The organism is Paenibacillus contaminans, assembly GCF_003285015.1.
Lineage (GTDB): Bacteria > Bacillota > Bacilli > Paenibacillales > NBRC-103111 > Paenibacillus_V > Paenibacillus_V contaminans.
Window position 1 is genome coordinate 36,397 of record NZ_QMFB01000022.1, and the last position, 25,554, is coordinate 61,950.

The window sequence follows — 25,554 nt, forward strand, 5'->3', positions numbered from 1 at the left end:
ACTTCCCTCTCAATATCCGTCTCCGCATCGGTAACCAGTCGCTCACCTCCAATCTACGCCCCCTCCCATATGCATCGCGGTATAAAGCCCTATAGGACAGCGATCTTCCGATCGGTTAAGCCCGCTTAAATATGTACTATTGACGGTTCGATCGCCCGAATACTACTCTAAAGCTTGTTAAGCGAGCCTTTTTCGGAAAGCGCTTGCAACAAACAAACGAGCAATGCCCCATCCCAGAGAGCGCACATGTAAGCACATTTATTCATCTTAAACTTAAAGGAGGAAATGGATTGAACGTGACAGCTTATGTAAAGAAAAAGCTGGCCTGCCTTCTTGTCTCCGCCCTGTTGCTCGGGATCGGACTGCCGGCTCCCGGCACGCTGACGGGAACGGCTTTCGCCGAAGGCCCGAATGCCGCTGATATCGGCAGTATACCTGCACCGGACGATGCAGCGCCCCTCGATCCGGACGCCGCGAGCGGCGGCGATATGCAACCGGCGGCTGCAAGCATGCCGGACGACAGTCCCGCTTTATTAACCGCGGCCCCCAACCCGGTCGCAAACGGCAGCTTCGAAGCGACGGACGCGCTCGGCATGCCGTCAGGATGGGCGTTCGCCAGGTTCAGCGGATCGTACGCCGCCACCGTGGATACGGCGGTTTACGCCGACGGACTGCAATCCCTGCGCATTCAAGCCGCGCAAACGGCTAGAGTCGCCGCCTACCAGGATGTGCCCGTAACCGGCGGTCAAAGCGTAACGTTAAGTCAAAGCTTAAAGCTGGAAAACATCGTTTCCGCAAGCTTAGGAGTAACGATTCGCGTACAATATTACAATGCGGCAGGCAGCAATTTGGGCAGCACGTTTTACGGCGGATGGAAAGGAACGCAAAATTGGTTCCGTCAAGGCTTTGTCCTGCAGCCTCCGGCCGCTGCCGTAAAAGCAAGACTGGAATATTTCCTGTGGGAAGCTTCAGGATCCGTTTGGTTCGACGCGATCCGGCTCGATGAAGCTCCGCTTGCAATCGAAAAAATCCGCAATGGCGGCTTCGAATATCACGACGGCAGCGGAAAGCCGGCGGATTGGTCGTTCGCCAAATTCAGCGGAACGTCCGAAGCGGCGGTTAGCGCTGCCGACTATCGGGAAGGACTCAAGTCGCTCCGCATTCACGCTGCGGCGCCTGCGCGGGTCAGCGCCGTCCAAGACATCACCGTCACTCCCGGACAATATGTCAAGCTAAGTCAGTGGGTAAAGACGGAAGCCGTCGAAGGCGAGCTAGGGGCCGTGCTTCGCGTGCAATATTACGATTCGGCAAATACGAGCCTTAGCACCGTCTATTTCGACCAATGGAAAGGAACGAACGACTGGTTCTTGTCCACCTACTTTATTCGGCCGCCGGCTAACGCCGTGAAAGCAAGACTCGAATTTTTCCTATGGAATTCTTCGGGAACGCTATGGCTGGATGACGTATCGGCCGTTTCCAGCAAATATCCGCCGCCGTCCGTCTCGAAAGCCGTTTACCGGCCGAACGGGCAAGCGCAGCTATTTTGGAATCCGGGGACTGTAACGGGCAGCGGCGTAACGGTTTCCGTTTATGCGCATTCCGCGCCGCTTGACGACAGCAATCTCCCGTCGGCCGTTCTTGTACAGTCTGGCTTCCCGATTGCGGCAGGGAATGCGGCGTTCGTCATCGATCCCAACGCTTACCCTTATGTCGGCATAGTCGTTCACCATCCGTCCGACGGGGACTCGGCGGTGGCCGGCAAACGTCTTGAGCCTTATCGGGTTCCGGTTCCGCTGACATTCGAAAGCGTTCGCGGATTTGACGGAAACATCGTGTCGGCATGGAAAGTATCGAACGAGGACTCCGTGCTCCTGACGGGCGCAACCGTTTCCTTGTATACCTCCGACGTGCCGGTAACGGAACAAAATATCGCGCAAGCCCGCCTGTTAAGCAGCGGCATTCCCGCAGCCCGTGCAAGCGCAGAAAGCGCTCCTGGAGGAAGCTCGGCAACCGATACGCATATCGGCATGGTGATAACCGATTCGCAAGGCACGGCATCCGCCGTCATTCCAGCGGAGATCAAGTCGGTTCCGCAAATTTTGCCGAAGGTCGACGACCAGGCTCCTGCGGTTCGAAGCCATCCGTTTTTGTTTTACACGTCCGAAGCGCTCGATAACGCCAAGACCAAAATAACGACCTACACGTGGGCGAGCAATGCTCTTCAACAGCTGAAAAAACGCGTCGACCCGCTTGTCTCGGCGCCTGAGGTCGTTTACCCGACGTTCGGCACCGGTTCGCGCGACGCCTCCGACCCGATTATTCAGTTTATGACGAAAACGAGGGATGCCGGGCTCTTGTACCAATTGACGAACGAACCGCAATATGCCGAGTACGTCAAAAAAGTGCTGCTTGGTCTTGCTTCCTCTTATTTGGATTTGCCTTATGTAGACGCCACGCGGGCGCGCTGGGATTTCGAGCTGCTGGCGGAAATCCGGCATATGATGCATTTGATGAGCGCATATGATTTGATTATGCCGAGCGGAATTTTAAATGCGGAGGAGCAAAGCCTGATCAAAAATCGGCTGTTCCTGACGAATTACGAGAACAGCAGACGTTATATCGAAATCTATCCGAATATGCGCTATTCGAACTGGGTGACCTGGATGGATTTCTCCGTCGGAGCGACGGGGATCCTGTTGAACCGTCCAGATTGGGTCGATTTTGCGGTTAACCATCCGGTAACCGGCATCAAGAACAACCTGCTGAACAATGTGAACGAAGACGGATTTTTTCTCGAAAACTCTGTCGCTTATCTGAAATTCACCACCGCAGCCGCCATCGGTTTCGCCGAGGCTCTGTACCACTCGAATCTGGACCTGTATCATACGCCGATAAGCGGCATCCGGGAGAGGGACGGTCTGAGCATACAAAACAAGTATCCGATCCGGGAAATGCTCGCCGCGCTCGATTATTACCGGTTCTCAAACAACGCCGTGCCGCCTGTCGGGGATTCCGGCATCATTTCGTACAGCCCGCTGATCAGCATCATGCTGAACGAAAGCGAGCTCGCTTATGCGCGATACGGGCTCGATCCCGATCTCGGCAAGGCGCTGGCCGCCGCGATCGGCTACGACCGCTCGGGAATGCCGCGCGACGCCGGATTTATTTACGCCGAGCCGCTCGACGCGATCGCGCAGGGGCCGTTTACGATCGGCACGAACGATTTCGCGAACGCCGGCTACAATTGGCTCGGCAGCACCGTATTGGAAGATACGGGTGCGGCGTTCTTCCGTTCTTCCGGAGGCGGAAACGCGAGCAATCTCAACATGTATTGGGATCCTTACGGCGCAGCCACAGGCCACTACCATTCGGATAAATTAAGCTTGAATATTCATATGCTCGGACAAAAAGCCATCCAGGAAGCGGGCTCCTTCGCCTACGACCAAACGGGACCTCAGATCCCCTGGGGCCGGACAACGCTTGCCCACAATACGATTGTGGTAGACGAAACAAGCCAGGCGCCGCAAGCTTTCGCTCCATGGGCGATGTGGGCCGGCGATACGGCCGCACGGTCTTCGGCGGGCGAAAAGAAAGCGCTGGGCATCGGCCCCCTATTCAAGGTTATCCGCGCTTACAATGACACGGCGTATGGCGGAGTATTGCCGATATACGGCTCCACCTTCAGCCAGACCAAGCTCGAAGACCGCCTGTTCGATACGAAGCTCGACCGGACCGTAGCGATGATCGGCGATTACGTCATCGATCTGTTTCATGCAAGCAGTCCCGGACAGCATCAATACGATTACCCGCTTCATTTTCCCGTCCCGCAGCAATCGGGCACGTACGCCGGCGATACGCCGCTGCAGCCGTCTTCCGGTCCGCTCGGCGCGAAGAACGGCTACGACAAAGTCGATTCCGTCAGCCGCGCGGCGACGGATCAGGACTGGACTTACACGCTGGCGCTGGACGACGCCAATGTCGGCATTCGCATGATCGGCGAACCTGGCACCGAAATCATCAAGGGTTCGACGATCGGCAATAATTCGATACTGCTCGCTCGAAGGAGCGGCCGGCAGGAAACGCACTACGCTTCTTTATTCGAGCCTTACACGAACGCATCCAATATTGTGCAGTTCGCATATACGCCGGTTGCCGGTCCGGTCAAAGGGCTGAAAGTGGAGCGTTTGGACGGCGGCAAAGATTACTTGCTGGTCGGGCAAGGAACTGGCGTTAAGTCAGCTTCCGAAACGACGCTGTCAACGGACGGCAACGTCGCATTCAAGCGCCTTGATCCGGCCGGAGCGACTGCCGCGCTCGCGTTCACCGAAGGGACGAACGCGTCTGCTGGAACTGTCTCCATAGGGAGCGACCGGCAAGCAGGCAGTCTGCAATGGACGAAGCTCGGCTCCGGCAGCGCCAGGATCGATTTTATGGGCGATTCCGGCACGGTCATTACGGTTGCCGACGTACCGTCCGATCGGAACGTGTATGTACTGGATGCCGACGGTCAGGCGGTCAACCAGCTTGCGGCCGTTCGCAGCGGCAGCCAAGTATCGTTCGCAGCCGGGTCGGAGCGCCAGGCATTCTGCATCTGCACCGCCGGGGCGCTTACAGAGCTGCCGCCGGCCGACAAAGTAACCGTGGAAAGCGACAATCCTTACGCCAATTTACCGTCGGCGGTTCTGGGCGAGCCGGGCGGCGACAGCCCGGGCAGCGTTAAAATAACCGTGGAAGCGGAGCAAATCGCCGAGCAATCCGGAGGCAGCGTCACGCTGACGGATAAGCCGGGAGCTCAACCTGCCGGCACGATCAACTCGTTCAGGGGCTGGGACAATATCGGACATACGATCCGTTGGAACATGCATGTCGACAATCCCGGGCAATACATGGTCCGGTTCCGCTATGCCGCCGCGCTCGATCAATCGTACCGGACGTTCCGCATCGACAATTCCGGCGATTACAACATCTACTTCCCGAATACGGGCGGCTGGAATGATTGGGATCTCACGGGGCTGCATACACCGAACGGCGGCTACCTCCTATTCACGCTGACGGAAGGAGATCATACGATCACGATGACGAATTCCAGCTTGGCGGACGGCACCGGCACAAATCTGGATTACATCGAGCTCGTCCGGATCGAGGATACGCCTATGAGCGTTGCGGTCATGAGCGGCCTAATCGATCGTTTTGCCGGGCTGGACGAACTTCGCGGACCGCTGCTCCCGCAGCTGAGAAATCGTCTGAACCAAGCGGAGCATCATTTCGGCAAAGGACATAACGAGCAAGCGGAGAAGCATATGAACGACTTCATCGCAAGCTTGCAGAAAGGATCCATGCAGCAGCACATTTCCGCAACAGCGAAAGCCGAGCTGCTGGCCGGCGCGAACGCACTCCTCGCCGTTTGGCGGGATTGATTCCATCAGGCGCCCTACCGACGGTGGGGCGCTTTTTCCGCCTTATCTCGAAAAGGCATTTCACATATGGGATTTAAACGAGCTTCCATATTCTCTCGAAAAAGGGGACGGGACGACTTATACTGAAATGGACAAATATTCCGTTGATACCATTCGCAAGGAGGCCATCACGCGTGAACAGACTTCTGTCCCGCAAGCGATCCTCGACAACCGTGCGCAGGAGCATTCTTATAACGCTGCTCGTCTCGTACATCGCCGTCTTGATCATCCCCGTGGGCATCGCCGTATTTCTGTACGGGAAAATCGAAAGCATTCTGGTCGAGAACGCCGAGCGCTCCAATCTCGCTCTTCTGGAGCAGGTGAAGCAGACGATGGACAGCCGGTTAAAGGAAGTCGAATGGTTATCCAGGCAAATCGTGTTTAACCCGAAGCTCCAATGGCTGCTCAGCAATGCGGACCCCGACGACTTACAGAGCCAATACCGGTTTATCGAATTCCAGAATGAGCTTTCCCGTTATCAGAAGGACAGCAGCTTTATTTACCAGTTTTTCATTTACTTCGCGGGCAGCGGTACGGTCGTTTCATCGGCGCAAAAGACCGATGCGGCTACATACTTTCGCGATATCGTGCCCTTTAGGGATCGGACGCCCGAGGAGATGCTGAAGGCCGTATTTCCGGGAAGGGCAATCCGCGCTTATTTGCCCTCTGCCCCGGTTCAGGACAGCATTTTCGGCAAACAGCTGGTCACCTACGTACAATCGCTGCCGATCGACGAGAACCGGGATGTCAAAGGCTCGCTCGTCATTCTGATCGACGAACAGCAAATACGGGATATGCACGCGCAGATCGAGTTATTGAACAAGGGCGATATTTACATATTGGATGAAAATAAGCAGGTCGTCATGAGCACGGGACAAAACGAAAAATTTTTAACCGGGCTCGAGCCGCAATTCCATTTGGAAAGCGCCTCCAACCATTACTCCTACAGAGGCAGCGACATCATGCTTTCGCATACGTCCTCCGATTTGAACGGCTGGACATACATATCGGCATTCCCTCTCGACGTCGTGATGGGCAAGGTGAACCGGATCAAAGCGCTCGCCTTCGCGCTTCTTCTCGTTTGCCTTATTGCGGGAACCGCCCTCTCCTACTGGCTCGCATACAAAAACTACAGGCCGATCCGTGCCGTCGTCGGCGATATCGTAAGAAGAAAGCTGCCGCCGGGTCCGATCATGCGCGACGAAATGGAGCTGATCCGCAGCACGCTCACAGCCTCCTTCGACGAAGAACGGCAGCTGAAGCAAACGCTGGAGCGGCAAGCTCCCGTCATGATGGCGAACTTTTTGACACGGCTTATTAAAGGCCATCTCGATCCGCATACGATCAGCAAACCGAATCTGGATTTTATGGGCATCCGCTTCGAATACCGGCATTTTGCCGTCCTGCTGATCGACATCGACGACTGCCGCGAGCTGATTAGCAGCGATTTGGAAAAGGAATGGGCGTTCGTCCGGTTCATCGTCGCGAATGTAAGCCGGGATATGCTGCCTGGCGGCGTCTATCCTGCCGAGCTGGACAAAAACAGGGTAGCCGTGCTGGTCAACCTTCCTGAAATGCCGCATGCCCGGCCGGATTCCGCATCGGATGCGGCGAAAGCCCCCGACTCGCCGGAAGCGAGTGCCGCGGGGCCAAACGGCGGCGAAGCCGACCGCCATGCGCTGCGACAAGCGGCCGAGGAGCTGAAGCTGCTGCTCGAGCAGCGTTTCGGCATGCAGATTACGGCTGCCGTCAGCGAGCCTTGCCAAGGCATGGAAGAAATCGGCCGCTGCTACCGGGAAGCGCTGGTCGCTCTCGATTACAAGATGGTGCACGGCTCGGGCAACGTCATCCTTTATGAGCGGATCAAGCATTTGAAATTTAAATATTATTTATACCCGATGGAAACCGAAGTCCAGCTCATGAACCTCGCCAAAAGCGGAGATTGGGCCGGGGCCGAGAAGCTGCTCGACCAGCTGTACGCCATGAACGTCGAAGCCGGCGGCATGACCCCCGAGATGGGAAAATGCCTGTTCATCGATATGCTGAGCACGATCTTCAAACTGCTCCACACCTTGAAGGTGGAGGAAGGGGTTATTTTCCGGGACGGCGAGGATCCGGTCAAAACGATTTCCTCCTGCGCCACGGTGGAGGAGATGCTCGAGCAGACGAAGCGGCTGTACCAAACCGTATGCACGCATGTTAAGGCGGGACGTCCCGACCGCAGCGAGAAGCTGTACGGCATGATCACCCGTTATATCGGCGAGCGATATCAGGAAAGCATGCTGAGCCTGACGACGCTGGCGGATCATTTCGAGCTGTCGCCGCAGCATTTATCCGCATTTTTCAAGAAGCATAGCGGGCAGACGATCACCGATTACATTACGGCCCTGAGAATGGAGCACGCCAAAAAAATGCTGGCCGACCCGACGCTGACCCTCTCGGCCGTCGCGCAAAAAGTCGGTTATTCGACCGACGTCGGCTTTATTCGCGTATTCAAAAAATACGAGGGCATCACGCCGGGCAAGTACCGCGAAACGGTGGAAAGCTAGGCAAAATGCGGCGAAAACGCAGCAATCCGAAATGCGGCATGCCTCACTTAAAATCGGAATACCGGCAATCTTAAAGACGGTTAACGGATTTTCCGAATCGGCTATATTCGATTGAGAGACGCGGATTTATGATCGGAAGCAAGTCGAAAGACTAGGGCGTGTCTGAAAACCCACTCAGTGGCATCTTTCACCGCCTTTTCGCCCCCTGCTTCGTTCCGTTTGCTTGACGCACCCCCGGTACGCCTTCACAAACGCGCCTTGCAGGCCAGGATAAACGTTTCCGCCCTCCTTTGGGCGGTGGCGTTTACCGTAGCGGAATCAGCAAGGTAAGCGTAGCTAACCTTGCTAATGGAGGAACGAAAATTCGGCAAAATCTGCTACCCTCGGAGTTCTCAGACACGCCCTAATTCCTAAATCCAAAAGGGAGGCTCTCAAGAATGAAAAAAGAAACGGGAACGATCGTTTCCCTGCTGCTCGTTTCATCCATGCTCTTAAGCGCATGCGGAGGAAACGCGCCCGAGACCGCGCCGTCAAGCAAACCGGGAGACGGAGCCAGCGCCGCGCCGCAATCGCCTGACAAAAAGGAAGTCGGCTATCCCGCATCCTTGACTTACTGGGCAACCTTAAACGCCAATGTTTCGGCAACGTTAAAAAGCTACGGCGAAGTGGCCGCCTACAAGGAGCTGGAGAAAAAGACCGGAACGAAGGTCGAGTTTCAGCACCCGACAGCCGGTCAGGAGAAAGACCAGCTCAACCTGATGCTCGCGTCGGGCAAGCTTCCGGACGTTATCGAGTACAGCTGGGCGACCGTCAACAAAGGCGCGGACTCGCTGATCAAGGATAAATCGATCATCCGCCTGAACGAGCTCATCGAGCAGCACGCCCCCAACTTGACCAAGCTTCTGAAGGAGCATCCCGAATACCGCAAAATGATCACGACCGACGAAGGCAATATTTACGCCTTCCCGTTCATCAGAGGCGACGATTATTTGCTTACTTACGGCGGCATCACCTTGCGGACGGACTGGCTGGAGAAGCTGAATTTGCCGATGCCGCAAACGATCGACGACTATTACAACGTTTACAAAGCCTTTAAAACCGGCGATCCGAACGGAAACGGCAAGCCGGACGAAATTCCGCTCCTGGTCAATTTCAACAGCGGCAGCAACGGCTATTATTTCCTTTATGCTTGGGGCATTTCCGACGGCTTTTATCAGGAGAACGGAAAAATAAAATTCGGCGCAATCGAGCCGTCTTTCAAAGAGTTCGTTACGGTCATGAATAAATGGTTCAAGGAAGGACTTATCGACAAGGATTATGCCGCAACGGATCCTAAGCTGCAGGACTCCAAGGTGACCAACAGCCAGCTTGGCTCCGTTCCGGTGCTGGTCGGCAGCGGAGTCGGCAGATATATGGACTTAATGAGGGAAAAAGATCCGAAGTTCAAGCTTACCGGCTCCCCTTACCCTGTGCTGAAAGCCGGCGACAAACCGGAGCTCGGCCAGAAGGAAGCCCCTTTCTCGGGAATAGGCGCCGCGATTACGGCCTCCGCCAAAAATCCGGAAGCGATCGTCAAGTGGCTCGATTATAAATACGGACAGGAAGGGCATATGCTGTTCAACTTCGGCATTGAAGGCGAAAGCTACGCCATGGCGGACGGCTATCCGAAATATACCGACAAAATTTTGAAGAACCCGGATAAGCTGCCGATCGCCCAAGCGATGGGCCAGTATATTATGGCGATGGGCAACGGGCCGTTCGTGCAGGACCGCCGCTATATGGAGCAATACGCCGGACTTCCCGAGCAGCAGAACGCCATCAAAACATGGATGAACGCCAAAAACGAAAAATGGCTTCCCGTTTTGACGCAAACGGCGGAGGAAAGCACCAAATTCAATTCGATCATGAACGATGTGAACACCTACTTCAATGAAACCATCAACAAATTCGTTATGGGCATCGAGCCTCTCGACAACTTCGACAAATTCGTCGGAACGTTGAAATCGATGGGGATCGAGGAGGCGATCAAGCTTCGGCAGGCGGCATTGGACCGTTACAACAAACGCCAATGACGAATGCGATTGGGGCTGACATGACATGCTGAAGACGACGGCTGCCAAAGATTTTCGCAAAAACAAAACGATTTATTTATTGGCGCTCCCCGTTATCGCTTATTATCTTGTATTCCATTACGGTCCGATGTACGGCGTTCAGATCGCCTTTAAGGACTTTTCACCGAGTCTCGGCATTGCGGACAGCCCTTGGGTCGGGTTCCGGCATTTCACCGAGTTTTTCAACGGTTTTTACTTTTGGCGGGTCATCCGCAATACCTTGTTGATCAGCTTGTACAGCATCGCCTTCGGTTTTCCCGCTTCGATCGTGCTCGCGCTGCTGCTCAACGAGCTGAGAAGCCGCCTCTTCAAACGGACGGTGCAGTCGATCACCTATTTGCCGCACTTCATTTCGCTCGTCGTCGTCGTGGGCATGATGGTCGATTTTCTGTCCGCCGACGGCCTGATCAATCAAATCATCGCCGCGTTCGGCTTCGAGACGCGCTCGTTCCTGCAGGAGCCGAAATGGTTCCGTTTTCTCTACGTGTCCTCAGGCATCTGGCAGGAGGTGGGCTGGGGTTCGATTATTTATTTGGCGGCGATCGCGGGAATCGATCCGACCTTGTACGAAGCGGCGAAGGTGGACGGGGCCGGGCGGTTCAAGCAGATTCTTCACATCACCATTCCGGGCATCATGCCGACTATCGCGATTTTGTTCATTTTGCGGATGGGCTCCGTCATGTCCGTCGGCGACGAGAAAATATTGCTCATGTACAACCCGATGACCTACGAAACGGCCGACGTTATCGGCACCTACGTATACCGCAAAGGGATTTTGGAGACGAGCTACAGCTTCAGCTCCGCCGTAGGGCTGTTCAACGCCGTTATCAACTTCGCGTTCCTGCTCTTGACCAATCTGATCAGCAAACGGTCCGGCGGCACAAAGCTGTTTTAGGAGGGAGTAAACATGCCGCTGCAAAGAACGGCCGGCGAACGATTATTCGATATCGGAAATGCGCTGTTTATGATCGTTTTGTCGATCGCAACCTTATATCCGTTCCTTTACGTCTTGTTCGCATCCGTCAGCGATCCCGCCTCCTTCGTCCAATATAGAGGCATTCTGCTCAAGCCGCTCGGGTTTACGATCGAGTCCTACAAAATGGTGTTTAAAAACCCGATGATCTCGCTCGGTTATTTGAACACGCTGTTTTACGTCGGCGTCGGAACGGCTCTGAATATATTGATGACGTCGCTGGGGGCCTATTGCCTGTCCCGGCAGGGACTGCTGTGGAAAAACCATATGATGATGCTGATCGTCATCACGATGTTTTTCTCGGGCGGGCTTATCCCCACCTATCTGCTGGTTAGCGGCATCGGCTTGATGGATTCGCGGTGGGCGCTTATCATTCCGGGCGCCATGAGCGCCTATAACATGATCATTATGCGTACAGCATTCCAAGCGGTGCCCGTCAGCCTGGAGGAGTCGGCACGGCTTGACGGGGCGGGCGACCTGACGATCTTGTTCCGGATCGTGCTGCCGCTTTCTTTGCCGGTACTGGCCGTCATGGTGCTGTTCTACGGGGTAGGCCACTGGAATGCGTGGTTTTCGGCGATGATCTACTTGCGGACGCGCGATCTATGGCCGCTGCAGCTTGTGATGCGCGAAATTCTCATCCAGAACGCGACCGACAACATGATGACGTCCGTCGGCGGCGGGGACCGGATGCCGGTCGGCGAAACGATCAAATATGCGACGATTATCGTCGCGACCGTCCCGATCCTGCTCCTGTACCCGTTCCTGCAAAAATATTTCGTCAAAGGCGTCATGATCGGAGCGGTGAAGGAATAGGCGGGCAGTCACTAATCGTTACGTTCGCATGCTGCAACTGCGAACTCCTCGGATACATGTCATTCGACGTTCTCTCCGACTCATTCAAAAAGGCTGTCCGTCCGGTAAACACTCTACCGAACGGGCAGCCTTCCCGCTTATAGACTAGGCCCGCGCTTACTTGCTGTTTTTCTTCCAGGCGGCGTAGGCGTCCTGATGGATTTTCAGATACTCGTCCAGCCCCATCTTCTTAATCGTATCGACATATTTGTCCCAGTTATCGAGCGGCTCCTTGCCGGTGATGAACTTCGCTTCCATCTGCTCGACGTACGTGTTCAAATCCGCTTCAAGCACGTTTACCCGCTTCTGCTGCTCTTCGCTGAAATAGACGAGCGGGAACGCTTCCTTCCATACTTTCACATACTTGGCGTCGACCTGTTCGGCGATCGGTCCGATAATTTGATCGTTCGCCCGCTTCGACAGAAAGTCCAGCTTGCGGATCGTCGGTACCTGTACTCCGGCCGCAGGCGTCACTTTGCCGCCCCTGTATTCTTCCGGATTCATGCCCTCCGGCCATGTGCGCTCCCACCGGGTTTTGCCGGCGTCGAGCCACTTATAGCCTTCGCCCTCTTTGCCGAAGATGACAAGCACGGAGCCTTCGTCCGAATACAAATGATCGATCCACCGGATCGTCGCTTCCGGATGTTTATTGGCGCTTGTGATCGCGAACAGTCCGCGAATGACGTTCGACGCTTTCGGCCAAACCGCCTTGCTGTTAACCGCGCTGGTCAAAGGCGGCAGCAGCTCGTATTCGGCGTTGCGTTCCTCAGGCACGACCGTAAAAGCAGCGGCCCCGACGAACGCGCCCAAAATGTTGTCCTTGCCCTTCGCATTCAGCTGCTGCGTCGTTTGCGTAAAGCTTTCGTTATCGAGCAAACCCTCGGCATAAAGCTTGCGCATGAAAGCCAAATACTCTTTATACCCCGGCTGCGTAGGATAATACGCCATCGAGCCGTCCGTTTCATTCACCGCGTTCGTGCCGAGCAAGCCGTAAGCGGCCAAAATAGCCGGGCGGACATCGGCGATGCGGATCGAGGTCAGCGGCATCTCGTCAGCCTTCTTGTTGCCGTTCGGATCTTTTTCTTTGAACGCTTTCAACACCGTGTACAGCTCATCGACAGTCGAGGGCATTTTCAGTCCCACATTGGCAATCCACTGCTTATTGATCCACATCTTGGTCGTCAAATCGCCGGGAACGTCATTCACTTGCGGTAGCGCGTAAATGTGGCCGTCCGGGGCGGTTATCGCACTGCGCACTTCCGGTTTCTGCTCCAAAATCCGTTTCAGGTTCGGCGCATATTTGTCGATCAGCGTCTCCAGCGGAATGAGCAGTCCCTGCTTGCCGTACGTAACCTCGTCCTTCGGTGTCAGCGGCCCGCCGAAGAATACATCAGGCAGCTCGTTGCCCGCAAAGGTAAGATTCTTTTTCTCAGCGAACGTTTCCGCCGCCGGCGTATCGAACTCGAAATGGATATTCGTCAGCTTCTCCATCTCGGTAAACAGATCCATTTTGTCCCACGGACCATGGATCGCGGCTTTCGGTCCCATCATTTTCAGCGTAATTTTCTCATTGACGACCGGATATCCCGTCTGGTTAAAGGCACTACCCGCACCCGCCGTCTGAGCCGGCGACGGGGCGTTTTTGTCTCCGCCGGAGCAGCCTGCTGCGGCAACGGCGGCAACCGCTGCAGCGCATACGACGATCCCGATTTTTTTCATTGGAAAATCCCCCTTCGATTGAAATCGTTTGCAATCCGTTCTGCTTAGACTACTTTCAAGCTTCTTTGTGTCTGCCGGCAGTTGTGCCAGCAGGCTCTTGCTCTCATTTGCTCTAAGGCTTCGCTTTCAGCTTAGCTCTCACGTTCTACTCACAGTTATGCTCTCTATCCCGCTCACAGCTCCGCTTTCGTCCCGCTCCAAGTCCTGCAGCTTTCGTTATGAACTACGCAAGCTTTCCACCTTGCTTTCTCCCAGACCCTTCTGCTGTTCTTCGTTAGCGCCTGTCTACTTTTTCGACGAAGCGGCATCACCTCCTTCATGTTCCGGCTAAATGGCAAACGCTAATCCGCGTCTATGACGCTGTCGTTTCCCCTTCCCCTAGATTCAGAATCGCTTTCACAATAGCCCTACCGGTAAACAAACAACCGCTCATCCTTTGATCGAGCCGATCATAACCCCTTTGACGAAAAACCGCTGCAGAAACGGATACGCAACCAACAAAGGAAGCGCAGAAACGATCATGACGGCGTATTTGATCATATCGGCGATTTTCGCCTGCTCCGCTACCGCTTTGACGCTATCGCCATCCATCGTCAGGGCGCTTATTTCGTTCAGCACCAATATTTCCCGCAAAATCAGCTGTAGCGGAAACAACGAACGGTTCGACAAGTAAATCATTGCACTGAAATATTGATTCCAGTGCGAGACGCCGTAAAACAGCGCCATGACCGCCACGATCGGCAGCGATAAGGGCAATATAATGCGGAGCATCAGGGTAAAATGGCTGCAGCCGTCCATCTCGGCCGCTTCCTCCAGCTCCCTCGGGATCGTCGATTGGAAAAACGTGCGCGTCACGATCAAATTCCACATCGAGGCCGCATTCGGAATGAGCAGCGCCCAGATCGAATTGTGCATGCCGAGCGATTTGACCAGCAGGAACGTCGGGATCAGCCCGCCGCTGAAAAACATCGTGAAGACGAACACCGCCATCAGCGCGTTTCGTCCTGCTACGTCTCTGCGCGACAGCGCGTAAGCGCACGGAATCGTCAAAAGCAGGTTGATCGCCGTTCCGAGGAGCGTGTATCCGATCGTGTTGCGGTACCCTATCCATATTTCCTTGTTGGCGAATACCCTTTCGTAGCCTTCCAGCGTTATGCCCTTCGGCCATAGCCACATGCTGCCGTTATTGACCAGCGACGGGTCGCTGATCGAAGCGCTCGTAATATACACAAGCGGATAGAGGATCGCAACCAACAGCACCGTCATGACGATGCGATTGCCGATAAGAAAAAGTTTATCTGCAAAGCTGTCCCGGACCATGAAACGCCCTCCTTACCATAAGCTCGTTTGCGCGGCTCTTTTGGAAATCTGATTCACCGCAATGAGCAGGACAAAATTGATGACGGAATTGAACAAGCCGATCGCCGCTGAAAAGCTGTACTGCCCTTCCAACAGTCCACTGCGGTAGACATACGTCTGAATGACGTCGGATGCTTCCAGATTCAGCTTGTTTTGCAGCAAATATATTTTTTCGAAGCCGATCGACATGAAGCTCCCCATATTAAGAATGAACAGAATGAGCACGGTCGGCATAATGCCGGGAAGATTGATGTGCCAAATACGCTTCAGGCGCGAGGCGCCGTCTATTGTCGCAGCCTCATGCAGATCGGGATTGATTGCCGTTAATGCCGCCAAATAAATGATGGCTCCCCAGCCAAGGTTCTGCCATTCCCCGGACAGCACGAACACCGTCTTGAACCAGCCGGGCTCCGTCAGGAAGGCGACCGGTTCTCCGCCGAGCGCTTGAATGATTTTGTTGACGATGCCCTTCGTCGGGTTCAGGAACGCCGCGATCATTCCGGTCATCACGACGACGGAAATGAAATGCGGAGCGTAAGACACCGTTTGCACCATTTTTTTGAAAATGCCGTTCTTCAACTCGTTCATCAGCAGCGCCGCAACGACGGGAAGCGGGAACAGGGCGAGCTGATACAGATTGAGCAGCACCGTGTTTTTGATCAGGGTCCAAAAATAATACGACTTGAAAAACCTTTCCAAATGCTCGGTTCCCACCCACTCGCTTCCCCATATTCCTTTGGATGCGACAAACTCCTTGAAGGCGATCTGCACGCCGTACATCGGGAAATAGTGAAACACGAGCACATAAGCGAGCATCGGAAAAATAAACAGATACAGCTGCCAATTTTTCATAGCCGCCTTCAGCTGCGACCGTTTGCGCTTTGCCGCCGCGGGCAATGCCGTTCCCTCTCGGTTGGCCAATTCCATCGCTGTCTTCCTTTCTTCTTGAACGTTCGCGCCTTACAGAGGCACGAAACGAATCTTCAGCTCCTCGGCGCCATGCCGCTGCCGCAGCAGAAGCAGCTGCCCTCGCTTCTCCCAATGGTCCGCGTTCGTTTCTATACGTTCGTACGCGTACGCTTCGGGCACATGGACAACTACGATCCCTCTCTGGACATAGTCCGGCCGCCATACGACGTTCATCGTGTGATCCGCCCATCCGGCGCTAGCAAATTCCGCCCAGCCCTGCGTAAAGTGCATGTCGGTGCCCAGAAGCTGCGGCCTATAGGTGCGGGCATGGAGCGCCAGCAGCTGCATCGAGCGCGGGCGTACGGCCGGCAGCGTCAATCGGCCGCAGCCGGAGACGTAAGAACGACTCCAAAATTCCAAACCATGAACGCTTTCTTCCGCTGCAAAGCCGAGCGATTCCAAATCGATGGTCATATCCCGGCATTCCTCGCCCCAGTTGAAAACGCCAAGCACCGTCCATTGCTCGTCGCCCCGCCGAACCGCCAGCTTCCACCGTTCAGGAACGTCCGGATTGAAAAAGTCGAGCGGAACGGCAGCCGCCGGCCCGATCGGATAAAGCTGCCTTAGGATGGGCTTGCGGTCTTCTTCAAGCTCCGAAAGCTTGTCGTTATAGAACAGCATGCCGCCTGACAGCGCGACGACGCCCGCCCATACTTTCGCCTCGTCCGGAGTCGGCTTGTAATCATCCGATATGCCCTCAGGCTCATGCCCGCGGACGACCAGCACGTCGGGGTCATTGAAGCCGATTTTACCGTGCAAAAAATACCGGGCGGCCATCGTTCTGCCGCAAAGCTTCACAAGCTCCCATGCGCTCGGCCTTACGGGGTTGGCGGTATAATTCCGCCTTGTAATGTCCGGCGTCATCCGGTTTGCGTCGATGAGATTTCCTGCGCTGGCGAACAGCGGCGCCGCGCAGCCCAGAATAAAGCAATCGTCTCCCGCCGCTTCTCGTATGACCTGCATGGTATTCCGGTAAGCCGCGGCGGTAGACATGCCCGGGAAATAAACCTGATCCCGGCCGAGGCTCGAATGATTCCCCCGGTCCGTGAACAAAGCGCGAACGAGGAAATCGAGCTTGATATAACGGTATCCCCATTCCCGCGTAACCTTGCGGAACAATACGCGCAAATAATCGAGCACATCGGGATTGGTCAAATCGAGGACGTATTTGACGTTATTTTTCTCGTGAAGCTCAAGGACGTCGCTGCCGTTCGGATTCATGCCGGCTACCGGCATTCCGTTGTTCCGGAGTACCCAATCGGGATGGTCGCGGAGCAGCTTCGAGCCGGAATCGGCCAGAAGCGGCGAAAACCATAACCCCGGCTTGAAGCCCGCTTCCGTGATCCGATCGGCAAGCCGCTTCATATCGTAATGGAATTTGCCGTTCGGCTCCCAATCGCCGAAGCCGGTTTCCAGAAACCAACCAGAATCGACGACGATATAGTCGACGGGCAGCTCGGGAAACTGCTCGCGCAAGGCTGTCGCATTGTCCATCATGTCCTGCTCCGTCACGGTCCCATAGTAGTAATACCAGGAAAGCCAGCCGGTAGGCGGCTTGGTGAAGCTGCTGCGCGGCTCCATTTGACGGCATACTTTGTCCATGTAGGCTTCCAGCAGGCGGTCATGACCATCCGTGCCGAACAGCAAAACCGCCTTCTCGGTTGCCGCCGATGCTCCCGGCATGAGCTTCAACCGGTCGAGCGATGCCGCAACGGTCACATCGAAGACCGCCTCCGCTCTTTGAGTAACCAGCACATGCGAAAAGTACGACGCGAACGAAATGCAGCCCAGCAGTATCTCCCATTGCCAATCAGCTTGATGCAGCAGCGTAAAGGAATCGAAATAGGAAGTGCGGTTCGGCTGAATCGTTTCGATGCCTGCGTGCATATCCGTCGATTGCAGGCCTACGTTGAGCGCCATCCAAGGGCGGTATGCCTTTTCATTGCTAAAATGCCGCAGCTCTCCTTCCGCCATGCTCACCCTCTCAAGCACGACAGGCTCCGCGCCGAGGTTGACGATGCCGATCGACCATACAGCTGCTCGTTCCCGTTCGTCCAATTCCAGCTCAACCGTCACCTCGAGCAAATCGTTCCGATAGCGAACGGTTCCGCTAGTTCCGCCGGCGCTTTCGCCGCGGGTGACGATGCCGCTGTCGCCGACCTGCTCGAAGTCCCGCTCCGTGAACGAGACGCCCCCTTCCAGTTCGATTCGGAAACCGAATATGAACTGCGCCGCAACTTCCCCGCCGACGCAGCGGATATGCAGTCTTCCGTCGTTTTCTTTCATGTCCATAGCCGCCGAGCGGTTCATTTCCATTCCTCCAACCTGTTCAATGCATGCGCAATGTCCTGCCAAGCCAGCTGCTGCGGCAGCGTTCCGCTTAACGCTGCCAATCCGGCGGCCGTACCGGCAGCTTGCCCCATCGTGACCGCATTGCCGGTCACCCGGTAGCTCGAATGCGCGACGAAGTCCCCGCTGATGCAGCGTCCGGCCATCAGCAGCCCGTCGACATCTGCGGCGATCAGCGCGCGAAGCGGTATGTCGTACGGCATGCTGCTCTTGCCGTCGTTGCCGAACCCTTTCCCGCCGGAAGGATCGGTCGAATGGATGTCGATGCCGTACCGGACGCTGCAGACCGCATCCTCATGCTTGAGCCCTCTCTTCAGATCGGCCTCCGTCACCTGATACAGCCCGCGGATGCGCCGCCCTTCGCGGACGCCGATCTGGTTAGCCGTGCTGACGATATGCAGCCCGGCCCACCGTCCTCCCAGCTGCCGCAGTCCGTCGACGAGGCGATGCAGCTCTTTTCTGGCGCGCATGGTCGCCCCGCTTATTTGCGAAGCGTCAACTGCCGATACTCCATATTCGTGATTCGCCATTATCGCGAACAACCCGTCCCTGATCCGGAACAACGACGGGGCCGAGTAGGACGGGGTTACCCCCGCCTTCGTCATCTGCTCAAGCAGTTTATGCTTAGGCTCCTCGTGAACGCCGTTCATCGTAAAAGCCTCGACCTCCTCCGGACGAATACCGGCAACGAGCGCCATCAAGCTCATCGGCTGCGCTTCTCCGGTTCCCGGACGTCCAAGCTCGTACCGGCAGCCGGCGCGGGCTGCCAAATCGCCGTCTCCGGTCGCGTCGACGAACAGATTCGCAGACCAGGCCTGCCTGCCGGACTTGGATTCGGTTATGACCATGCGCAGCCGCCTGCTTTCATCCTTTGCCGCATCTACCACCCGCGCATGCAGCAAGACGGTTACACCCGCTTCCTCGCACATTTCCTCGAGCAGCAGCTTCATTTGTTCGGCGTCGTACGTAAAATCGCTGCCCTTGCTCTGCAGCCGCGCCCCCCGCCGGTCGAGCCGGGCGATTACTTCCGCCATAATGCCGCTTTTATTTCCGGCATCGATAATCCAGGACAAGAGGCCAGACGTCCAAATGCCTCCCAAGCAGCCGTGACCCTCCAATAAAACGGTACCGGCGCCCGTACGCGCCGCTGCGACCGCAGCCGCCACTCCGGCTGGTCCGCCTCCGCAGACGATTACATCCGCGCTTGCCGCAACGGGGATTTCTTTAGACGGTTCTCTATAGACGTTCATCGTACCCCTCCTCGTTAATCGCTCCATCGTTATGGATTCCCCGATGCCACTCATCATAGAGAACCCGCGCCACAGCTGTAAATGTACGGTTCTTGCACGATATCCGATTCTTATTTCCGCAGGCCCTGAAACAAAAAGAAAGCCTGCAAGATCCGGCATTCCGCCGTTTCCCGCAAGCTCTCTTCCCGTTTATTTCCTATTCAGCCGCCATGCAGCTTCCTGTATTCGCCGGGCGTCATTCCTTCGGCTTTTTTGAACTTCTCGATAAAATGGGACACCCCGATATAACCGTTTCTGGCAATAATGTCTTTGATCGGGTTTGTCGTTAGCTTCAATTCCCTCTTGATTTCTTCCAGACGCAGAGAAGCTACGTAGTCGGTAAACGTGCTTCCCGTCTGCTCCTTAATGAAACGGCTCAGGAACGGCACCGACAAGCCGAACCGGTCCGCCGCATTTTCGAGACTCATTTCGTAGAACCGGAAATTGTCGTGGATATACCGGAGCACGTCATCGCGAAGATCCTTGTTTTTCGTTTCCCTGTTCCGCTCGACCGCATCGCATATGTCCGTCACCAGTTCCTTCAATTTCTCCTCGAACTCGCGGAGCGTAGCGAACAGGACGAGCTCATGAAGCTGCTTCGAGAAATCGCCCGCATTCATGACGCTGACGGTTTTCAATACGGTATTGATCAAGTCCGAGCACATGCATTTCAACAACAGGATGGAGCGTTCCTTCTGGGCGATGCTTCCCATCATGGCCGCAAGCGAATCGAGCGCGACCTTCCGGTCCCCCTGCTTCAGCCCTTGAACGAACCGTACCTGCTCATCCGCCGGATACCACGTATGATCCTCCTGCCAGTGCACGATATCCTCGAAAAAAACGATAGCCCCCGGTTCCGTCTTCAGCTCGTATTCCCTCGCAGCGGAAGCTTCGACGAACGACTGGTTGACGTGAATCAGCTCGGTATAAGCGCCGCCGGCGAATATCGCTGCGGAAAGCCTAAAATGTTCTTTAAGATAAGCCGAAATATTGGCGGCATGCCGCTGCTGCATTTCCCGGAAGCGCCCGTTTTCCGCTTGCCCGTTGACGACAATCGCAAACGCCTTGTCATGAATCAACTCTACGCCCCATCGTAATAGCCCCGAATTCTCCGAATTTTCCAGGTAGCCGTATAGCTCATCCCGCTGCTGCGAGCTGAGCGGCGGACAATGGCGCATCGAAACGAGCAGGACAAAAAAACAATTGCCCGTAAAATCGAGAAACAAGGAACGCAGCACTTGCTCGACTTCATCCGCATGCCGATAATCGCCCCGCAGCAGCTTGGTCGCAAGCTGATCCCTTACGAACGGCCGGTGCGCATCCGCCTGTTGAAGCAGCTTTTGGCGATCCGTAATCGCGCTCTCGATCGTATCCCGCAGCCAACTCCATTCATTCTTCTTCTCCCTCCGCAAAGAAACGCGGTAGGGACCGACCGCCTTCAGCAAGCCTCGGATCGGCTTATACTGCACATTGGATACGGCGATTACAAGCCCCAATCCGAAAATGAACAAAGCCATGACGACAAGCGCCACGAACGTTTTCATTTCGATTACGCGGCCCAGAAACTGATCCGTCGGCATAACTATCACGACTGACCAGCCCGTCTGGCTCGATGCCGCAGCAGCGAGCGAGTAATCCTTGTTCCGGATCGATACCTTTTCGATTTGCGAGCTGCGGGGCTGGCTTAGGATCGGACCGATTTCATCCGGCTGCAGCGCAACCCCTTTTTCGCGGGACGCCATTTTATTTTTACGGTCGTCCATAATGTAAACGCTTCCGTTTAAGTCCCCCAAAATATTTTCGATCAGATCCGTCAACGTCTTCTCTTTCACTTGAAACAACACGGTCCCGTAGGGGGCAGCGCTTTTGGCCGGGATTGGAAAAGAGTACGTCAGCATATTATGATGCTCGTTCTTGTTGAACGCAACTTGCTCCGCCGGCCGAACCTCCTCTGTCTCTGACGCATTCAGCATTTGAAAGAACCGTTCCGCCTGATCCTCCCGAAAAGCGTAAATGTCGTTCGTCAACACGCGCGGGGAATATGTCCCGGATGACGTGTAGATCAAATTTTCTCCTCGGTAGTACAGCAGCACCTCATCGGCGATAAGCGTATTCGCTTTGTATTTCCCGAGCTCCTGAATCGCTTCGAGCTCGTGATAACCGTTGCTTTTCAGCAGAAAAGGGGTCAGTCTCGTATCATAGGATATTTTGGCCGCCGTCTGCTCCATCCCTCTCATTTGCAGATCCAGCATGTCCTTCACCTGGTTCAGCTTATTCAGGTTAGACGCCTCGATCTCCTTCTGCAGATTCACGACCGCATTCTGGTACATCACCACCCCGAGAACGATCAAAGGCACGATAAAAACGAACGCATACGACAGCACATAGCGCAGGAAAACTTTAGATTTAGCGGTATCGAACAGATGCCTCATTCCGCCCCCTCCTTCTTTCCGCCATTCACCGGCTCGTTTCGTATCCCGATTATAGCACAGCAAAAGGATTTTTTTGTGCCGGAAGCGGGAAAGCCGTATGATCGCGTGATCAAACGGCTTCATCCCACTTCTTCCTATCTCTTCATGCCATATCGTCACATCTTATCCCGCCGAGCAGCCGAGCTGCCGAACACGCGCCGAATCGCTTCCAGGTAGCCGTACCCGTTCACGGTATCGGGCTCCAGATAGCTCCCCTCCGTCCACTCGTTCCAAGCGTTAATCGTCATGATCGGCGGATTCGTGCGGCCAAGCTCGAGAAAGCTTCTAGCCTGCAGAAGCGCCCGCTCGAACGCTTCGGGCGTATTTCCGCCGAGCATCGGCATGTACGGATAGCCCAGGTTGTCGTACCGGTCGGTTTGAATGGTCCGCGGGCTCGCATCCCATCCCATCGTAACGTTCGGGTAATACGGAAGTTCATAAGCATCCGTAAATTTCTCGTAGTCGGCGACATTTTTCTCTATATACGCCTCGTACGGGGTTACCGGGAATTCGGACATCCGTTGGTGGTGAATCCACACATAGGACGTTATGCTGTCGAAGCCGAGCTGATCCAGCAGCTCGTTCACATTAACGATCTCCTTCTCTCCGGGCAAAATTTGCTGCCCCCATACGACGGCATTAAGATGAAGCTCGCCAAGCCCCGCCGCTTTGACTCTTTCGCGGAAATCGTCGAGCGCCGCCCGAGTCTCCGTTACCCCGCCAAGCCCGCCGATCAGGCTCATGATTTCATAGATCGAAACGTACAAGCCTCCGTTCACCCTCCAATAGGAAGGATGCGTGAAGTACGTGCGAATCATATGCTCCGTCGCTTCCCGGAAAGCCCGTTCCGAAACGGTACCGGAAGCGAGCTTATTCGCAGGCCGGCTGCGCTGCGCGGGGTGAATGTCGACCCAATCGTGGTTGGCCCACATCAGCGAAAATTTCAGCTGCCCGTTATTGGCCGCGCCGAGAAACCCTTCGTCAAGCGCTCGCTGCAGGAAAGGACCGTCCTCGTACCAGTACCAGTCGAAAATAAAGCAATCTACGCCATGCTCGGCGGCAGTCGCTATTTTGCGGGCCATGACGTCCGGATCCGCCTCGTCCTCATAGCCCCAAAGCGGTACTTTGGGCTGCGCATGCCCTTCGAATCGCGGCGTGGCCGCCTTCGCCAGCTCCCATTCCGTCCAGCCCTCCCCATGCCATTTCGCGTTGCGGGAATCCTTGTGATAATTCGGAAAATAATAAACCGCCACTTCGCATGCTTTCGTCATCTGATTGCTCCTCGCTTAGCCCTCTTTTGTTATAATGAATCGAAGACAGGTCCATATAGGTGGATTATAGAGGATGGAAAAGCGCTGCAACATGGTTTGATTTACGATCTCGCTATAATAAAGCTGAGGAGATGACAGGATGTTCTACGCGCTCTCCACCCAAAACCGGCTGGATGTCAAATGGGCGGACAGGCATAAGGGCGATGCCATGTTTTACAGGACTCCCCACGCCAATCCTTATTATAATTTGATCATGGTTACGGAAGGTCCCGTGTACATGAGCGCCGTCGAGGGCAACATGACGCTGCAATCCGGGGAAATTATGCTGCTGGAGCCTTGGGAAGAGCATAGCGGCTGGAAGCCGATCGGCGAAAACAGCGGTTTTTTCTGGCTGCAGTTTGCGGCTGCACCGGCCCTGCCGCGGGTTACCGAATGGACGGAACAAGATATCGACCTCAGAAAAATCTTGGTCGGCAGCGATCTGAGAACCCGAGAGCTCGAGGAAGGCGACAGGCTGCTGCTGCCGAGGAGGTATTTGCCCGCCAAGCAATACGAGCTGCTCAGACTGTTGGAGCAAACCGTGCACGCGCTGAAACATCCGCAGGGTTATTTCCGCTTTCGCGCTTCGCTAGTGCTAGGGCAGTTTTTGGAGCTGCTCGCTGACGACTGGCTTCATCGCAACCATGCGCAAACGTCTCCTCCCGCCTCGTACCTGACTTACCGGAGGCTGCTCGTTCTACTGCACGAACGATTCAGCGACCCCGCCTTGAACAAAGCAGCCATGGAAAAAACACTGGACCGGAATGCCGAATACTTAAGTCATGTATTCCGGCAATTCGCAGGGATGACGATCGTGGAATACGTACAGCTCCTCCGTCTTCAGCTGGCCAAGCATCTGCTCCGCTCCAGCGGCAAGCCGATCCAGGACATCGCCCGCGAAGCCGGCTTCGCGGATCCGTTCTATTTCAGCCGCTTGTTCAAAAAAAGCGAACGGGTAACGCCGACGCAATACAGAGACGGAGCTCAGCCGGATAATCCGCAGCCATAGTCTTCGCCGCTCCGACGCACCGCACGCACACAGCTTTTCGCTGCATCTCGGCAATTCGCATACTTCAGTGCTCGCGAATACCCGGGAAATCTCTTTTAACGGCTAGGCCGCATCATATATTCAAATATGATCGGATTACACCGATATAAATAGTAATGTCTTATTCGGGAAAAGGCATGCCTCTTGCCCGGGACAGCGAATGTGCAAACCTACGATGGGGTGATGAGCGTGTCGGAAAAATTGCAGCAAATATTAGATACGATGGAAACATACCAGAAAGCGATGGCTGAGGAATCGATCATCGTCGTTACGGACCGGGAGAAATTCGTCGGTTACCTGCCGATGCGAGGAGTGGAAGTGAATATTCCGCTCGGCGCCCCTCTTACCGCCGTCAAAAATTCGATTACCGAAAAAGCGCTGCTCGAGGAGCGGACGTTTCAAGAGGAAAGAGGGCCGGAAACGTTCGGATTTCCGTATGTGGCTACGGCTACGCCGATCTGGGAAAACGGCAGCGTTGTCGGCGTTTTGACCATTTCGACCACCATCGAGAAAGCGAATGCGCTGCGCAGCATTTCGACGCAATTGGCGGCATCCGCCGAGGAAATGACGGCGACAACGGACCAGCTGTCCGTAGCCTCCTCCGAAATGGCGACGGAAGTCCACAAGCTGGCTGCCGATTCGATGAACATGCTGCAGGAAATCGACAAAATCCGGTCGGTGAGCCAAATCGTTAGAGACGTGTCGGATCAATCCCATCTCCTCGGCTTAAACGCCGCGATTGAAGCTGCACGCGCAGGCGAGCAAGGACGCGGTTTTTCCGTCGTCGCCAGCGAAATCCGCAAAATGGCCGAGCAAAGCAAAAACTCGGTCGCTGCGATCGACGGCGAGCTCGACCGTATCGAGCAAGCGATCAAGCAGATGAACAAATCGATCCAAGGCATTACCGCCAAATTCCAGGAGCACGCCGCAAGCATTCAGGAGCTGCAGGCCGCATTCGAGCATATCAGCGCAACGGCGGACGAAATTTTATCGGCGTCCACATCGGATAGGTAGCTTGTAGACAAACGAAAAACCTCCTTTCGCCAAGCTTAGCGGAACGGAGGTTTTTGTACTTTTTATCATTCGTGAATCCGCA

The 25,554-nt window shown here is 55.2% G+C and carries 14 protein-coding genes; 7 read left to right on the plus strand and 7 right to left on the minus strand.

Translation table 11 applies throughout. The features are described from left to right. Positions 1-296: 296 nt before the first annotated feature. The 5 genes from DQG23_RS29120 to DQG23_RS29140 all read left to right on the plus strand — a co-directional run bounded on the left by DQG23_RS29120 (position 297) and on the right by DQG23_RS29140 (position 11,905). Positions 297-5,417, plus strand: coding sequence for an FIMAH domain-containing protein (locus tag DQG23_RS29120; protein WP_238178099.1), 5,121 nt, complete (start codon positions 297-299; stop codon positions 5,415-5,417). Between the two features lie 173 nt (positions 5,418-5,590). Next, positions 5,591-8,005 (plus strand): helix-turn-helix domain-containing protein, encoded by a 2,415-nt coding sequence (locus DQG23_RS29125; protein WP_146762404.1) that lies wholly within the window; start codon positions 5,591-5,593, stop codon positions 8,003-8,005. Between the two features lie 437 nt (positions 8,006-8,442). Continuing rightward, positions 8,443-10,077: an extracellular solute-binding protein gene (locus DQG23_RS29130; RefSeq protein WP_113034568.1), complete on the plus strand. Its 1,635-nt coding sequence runs from the start codon at positions 8,443-8,445 to the stop codon at positions 10,075-10,077. 25 nt (positions 10,078-10,102) lie between these two features. Beyond that, complete coding sequence (locus tag DQG23_RS29135; protein WP_113034569.1) at positions 10,103-11,011, plus strand: ABC transporter permease; 909 nt, start codon at positions 10,103-10,105, stop codon at positions 11,009-11,011. A gap of 12 nt (positions 11,012-11,023) precedes the next feature. Then, a complete protein-coding gene (locus DQG23_RS29140; RefSeq protein WP_113034570.1) occupies positions 11,024-11,905 on the plus strand; it encodes a carbohydrate ABC transporter permease in 882 nt (293 codons plus the stop codon). 156 nt (positions 11,906-12,061) lie between these two features. Here the strand turns inward: DQG23_RS29140 and DQG23_RS29145 are convergent, their stop codons facing one another. The 7 genes from DQG23_RS29145 to DQG23_RS29175 form a co-directional block, all read right to left on the minus strand. Further along, positions 12,062-13,663 carry a type 2 periplasmic-binding domain-containing protein gene (locus tag DQG23_RS29145; protein WP_113034571.1) on the minus strand — a complete coding sequence of 534 codons (1,602 nt, stop codon included), beginning with the start codon at positions 13,661-13,663 and terminating at the stop codon, positions 12,062-12,064. Between the two features lie 429 nt (positions 13,664-14,092). Beyond that, positions 14,093-14,983 (minus strand): carbohydrate ABC transporter permease, encoded by an 891-nt coding sequence (locus DQG23_RS29150; RefSeq protein ID WP_113034572.1) that lies wholly within the window; start codon positions 14,981-14,983, stop codon positions 14,093-14,095. Between the two features lie 12 nt (positions 14,984-14,995). Further along, positions 14,996-15,949: an ABC transporter permease gene (locus DQG23_RS29155; protein ID WP_113034573.1), complete on the minus strand. Its 954-nt coding sequence runs from the start codon at positions 15,947-15,949 to the stop codon at positions 14,996-14,998. A 33-nt stretch (positions 15,950-15,982) separates the two neighbouring features. Then, a complete protein-coding gene (locus DQG23_RS29160) occupies positions 15,983-18,301 on the minus strand; it encodes a glycoside hydrolase family 36 protein (protein ID WP_158560748.1) in 2,319 nt (772 codons plus the stop codon). Further along, complete coding sequence (locus DQG23_RS29165) at positions 18,298-19,590, minus strand: FAD-dependent oxidoreductase (RefSeq protein ID WP_202865970.1); 1,293 nt, start codon at positions 19,588-19,590, stop codon at positions 18,298-18,300. The genes DQG23_RS29160 and DQG23_RS29165 overlap by 4 nt, the downstream gene beginning before the upstream one ends. A 200-nt stretch (positions 19,591-19,790) precedes the next feature. Next, a complete protein-coding gene (locus tag DQG23_RS29170) occupies positions 19,791-22,061 on the minus strand; it encodes an AraC family transcriptional regulator (protein WP_158560749.1) in 2,271 nt (756 codons plus the stop codon). A 155-nt stretch (positions 22,062-22,216) separates the two neighbouring features. Further along, positions 22,217-23,371, minus strand: a complete 1,155-nt coding sequence (locus DQG23_RS29175) for a glycosyltransferase WbsX family protein (protein ID WP_113034576.1) — start codon at positions 23,369-23,371, stop codon at positions 22,217-22,219. 139 nt (positions 23,372-23,510) lie between these two features. On the opposite strand from DQG23_RS29175, the gene DQG23_RS29180 reads away from it, so the two are divergent. Together DQG23_RS29180 and DQG23_RS29185 are read left to right on the plus strand one after the other, a co-directional pair. After that, positions 23,511-24,419 (plus strand): AraC family transcriptional regulator, encoded by a 909-nt coding sequence (locus DQG23_RS29180; protein WP_113034577.1) that lies wholly within the window; start codon positions 23,511-23,513, stop codon positions 24,417-24,419. A gap of 228 nt (positions 24,420-24,647) precedes the next feature. Next, positions 24,648-25,472 carry a methyl-accepting chemotaxis protein gene (locus DQG23_RS29185; RefSeq protein WP_158560750.1) on the plus strand — a complete coding sequence of 275 codons (825 nt, stop codon included), beginning with the start codon at positions 24,648-24,650 and terminating at the stop codon, positions 25,470-25,472. Positions 25,473-25,554 lie beyond the last annotated feature (82 nt).

Bases quoted from the DNA above. Each gene is read 5' to 3' on its own strand.
- DQG23_RS29130 (WP_113034568.1), top strand. From the start codon at position 8,443: ATGAAAAAAGAAACGGGAACGATCGTTTCCCTGCTGCTCGTTTCATCC.
- DQG23_RS29135 (WP_113034569.1), top strand. From the start codon at position 10,103: ATGCTGAAGACGACGGCTGCCAAAGATTTTCGCAAAAACAAAACGATT.
- DQG23_RS29140 (WP_113034570.1), top strand. From the start codon at position 11,024: ATGCCGCTGCAAAGAACGGCCGGCGAACGATTATTCGATATCGGAAAT.
- DQG23_RS29145 (WP_113034571.1), bottom strand. From the start codon at position 13,663: ATGAAAAAAATCGGGATCGTCGTATGCGCTGCAGCGGTTGCCGCCGTT.
- DQG23_RS29150 (WP_113034572.1), bottom strand. From the start codon at position 14,983: ATGGTCCGGGACAGCTTTGCAGATAAACTTTTTCTTATCGGCAATCGC.
- DQG23_RS29155 (WP_113034573.1), bottom strand. From the start codon at position 15,949: ATGGAATTGGCCAACCGAGAGGGAACGGCATTGCCCGCGGCGGCAAAG.
- DQG23_RS29160 (WP_158560748.1), bottom strand. From the start codon at position 18,301: ATGAACCGCTCGGCGGCTATGGACATGAAAGAAAACGACGGAAGACTG.
- DQG23_RS29165 (WP_202865970.1), bottom strand. From the start codon at position 19,590: ATGAACGTCTATAGAGAACCGTCTAAAGAAATCCCCGTTGCGGCAAGC.
- DQG23_RS29170 (WP_158560749.1), bottom strand. From the start codon at position 22,061: ATGAGGCATCTGTTCGATACCGCTAAATCTAAAGTTTTCCTGCGCTAT.
- DQG23_RS29175 (WP_113034576.1), bottom strand. From the start codon at position 23,371: ATGACGAAAGCATGCGAAGTGGCGGTTTATTATTTTCCGAATTATCAC.
- DQG23_RS29180 (WP_113034577.1), top strand. From the start codon at position 23,511: ATGTTCTACGCGCTCTCCACCCAAAACCGGCTGGATGTCAAATGGGCG.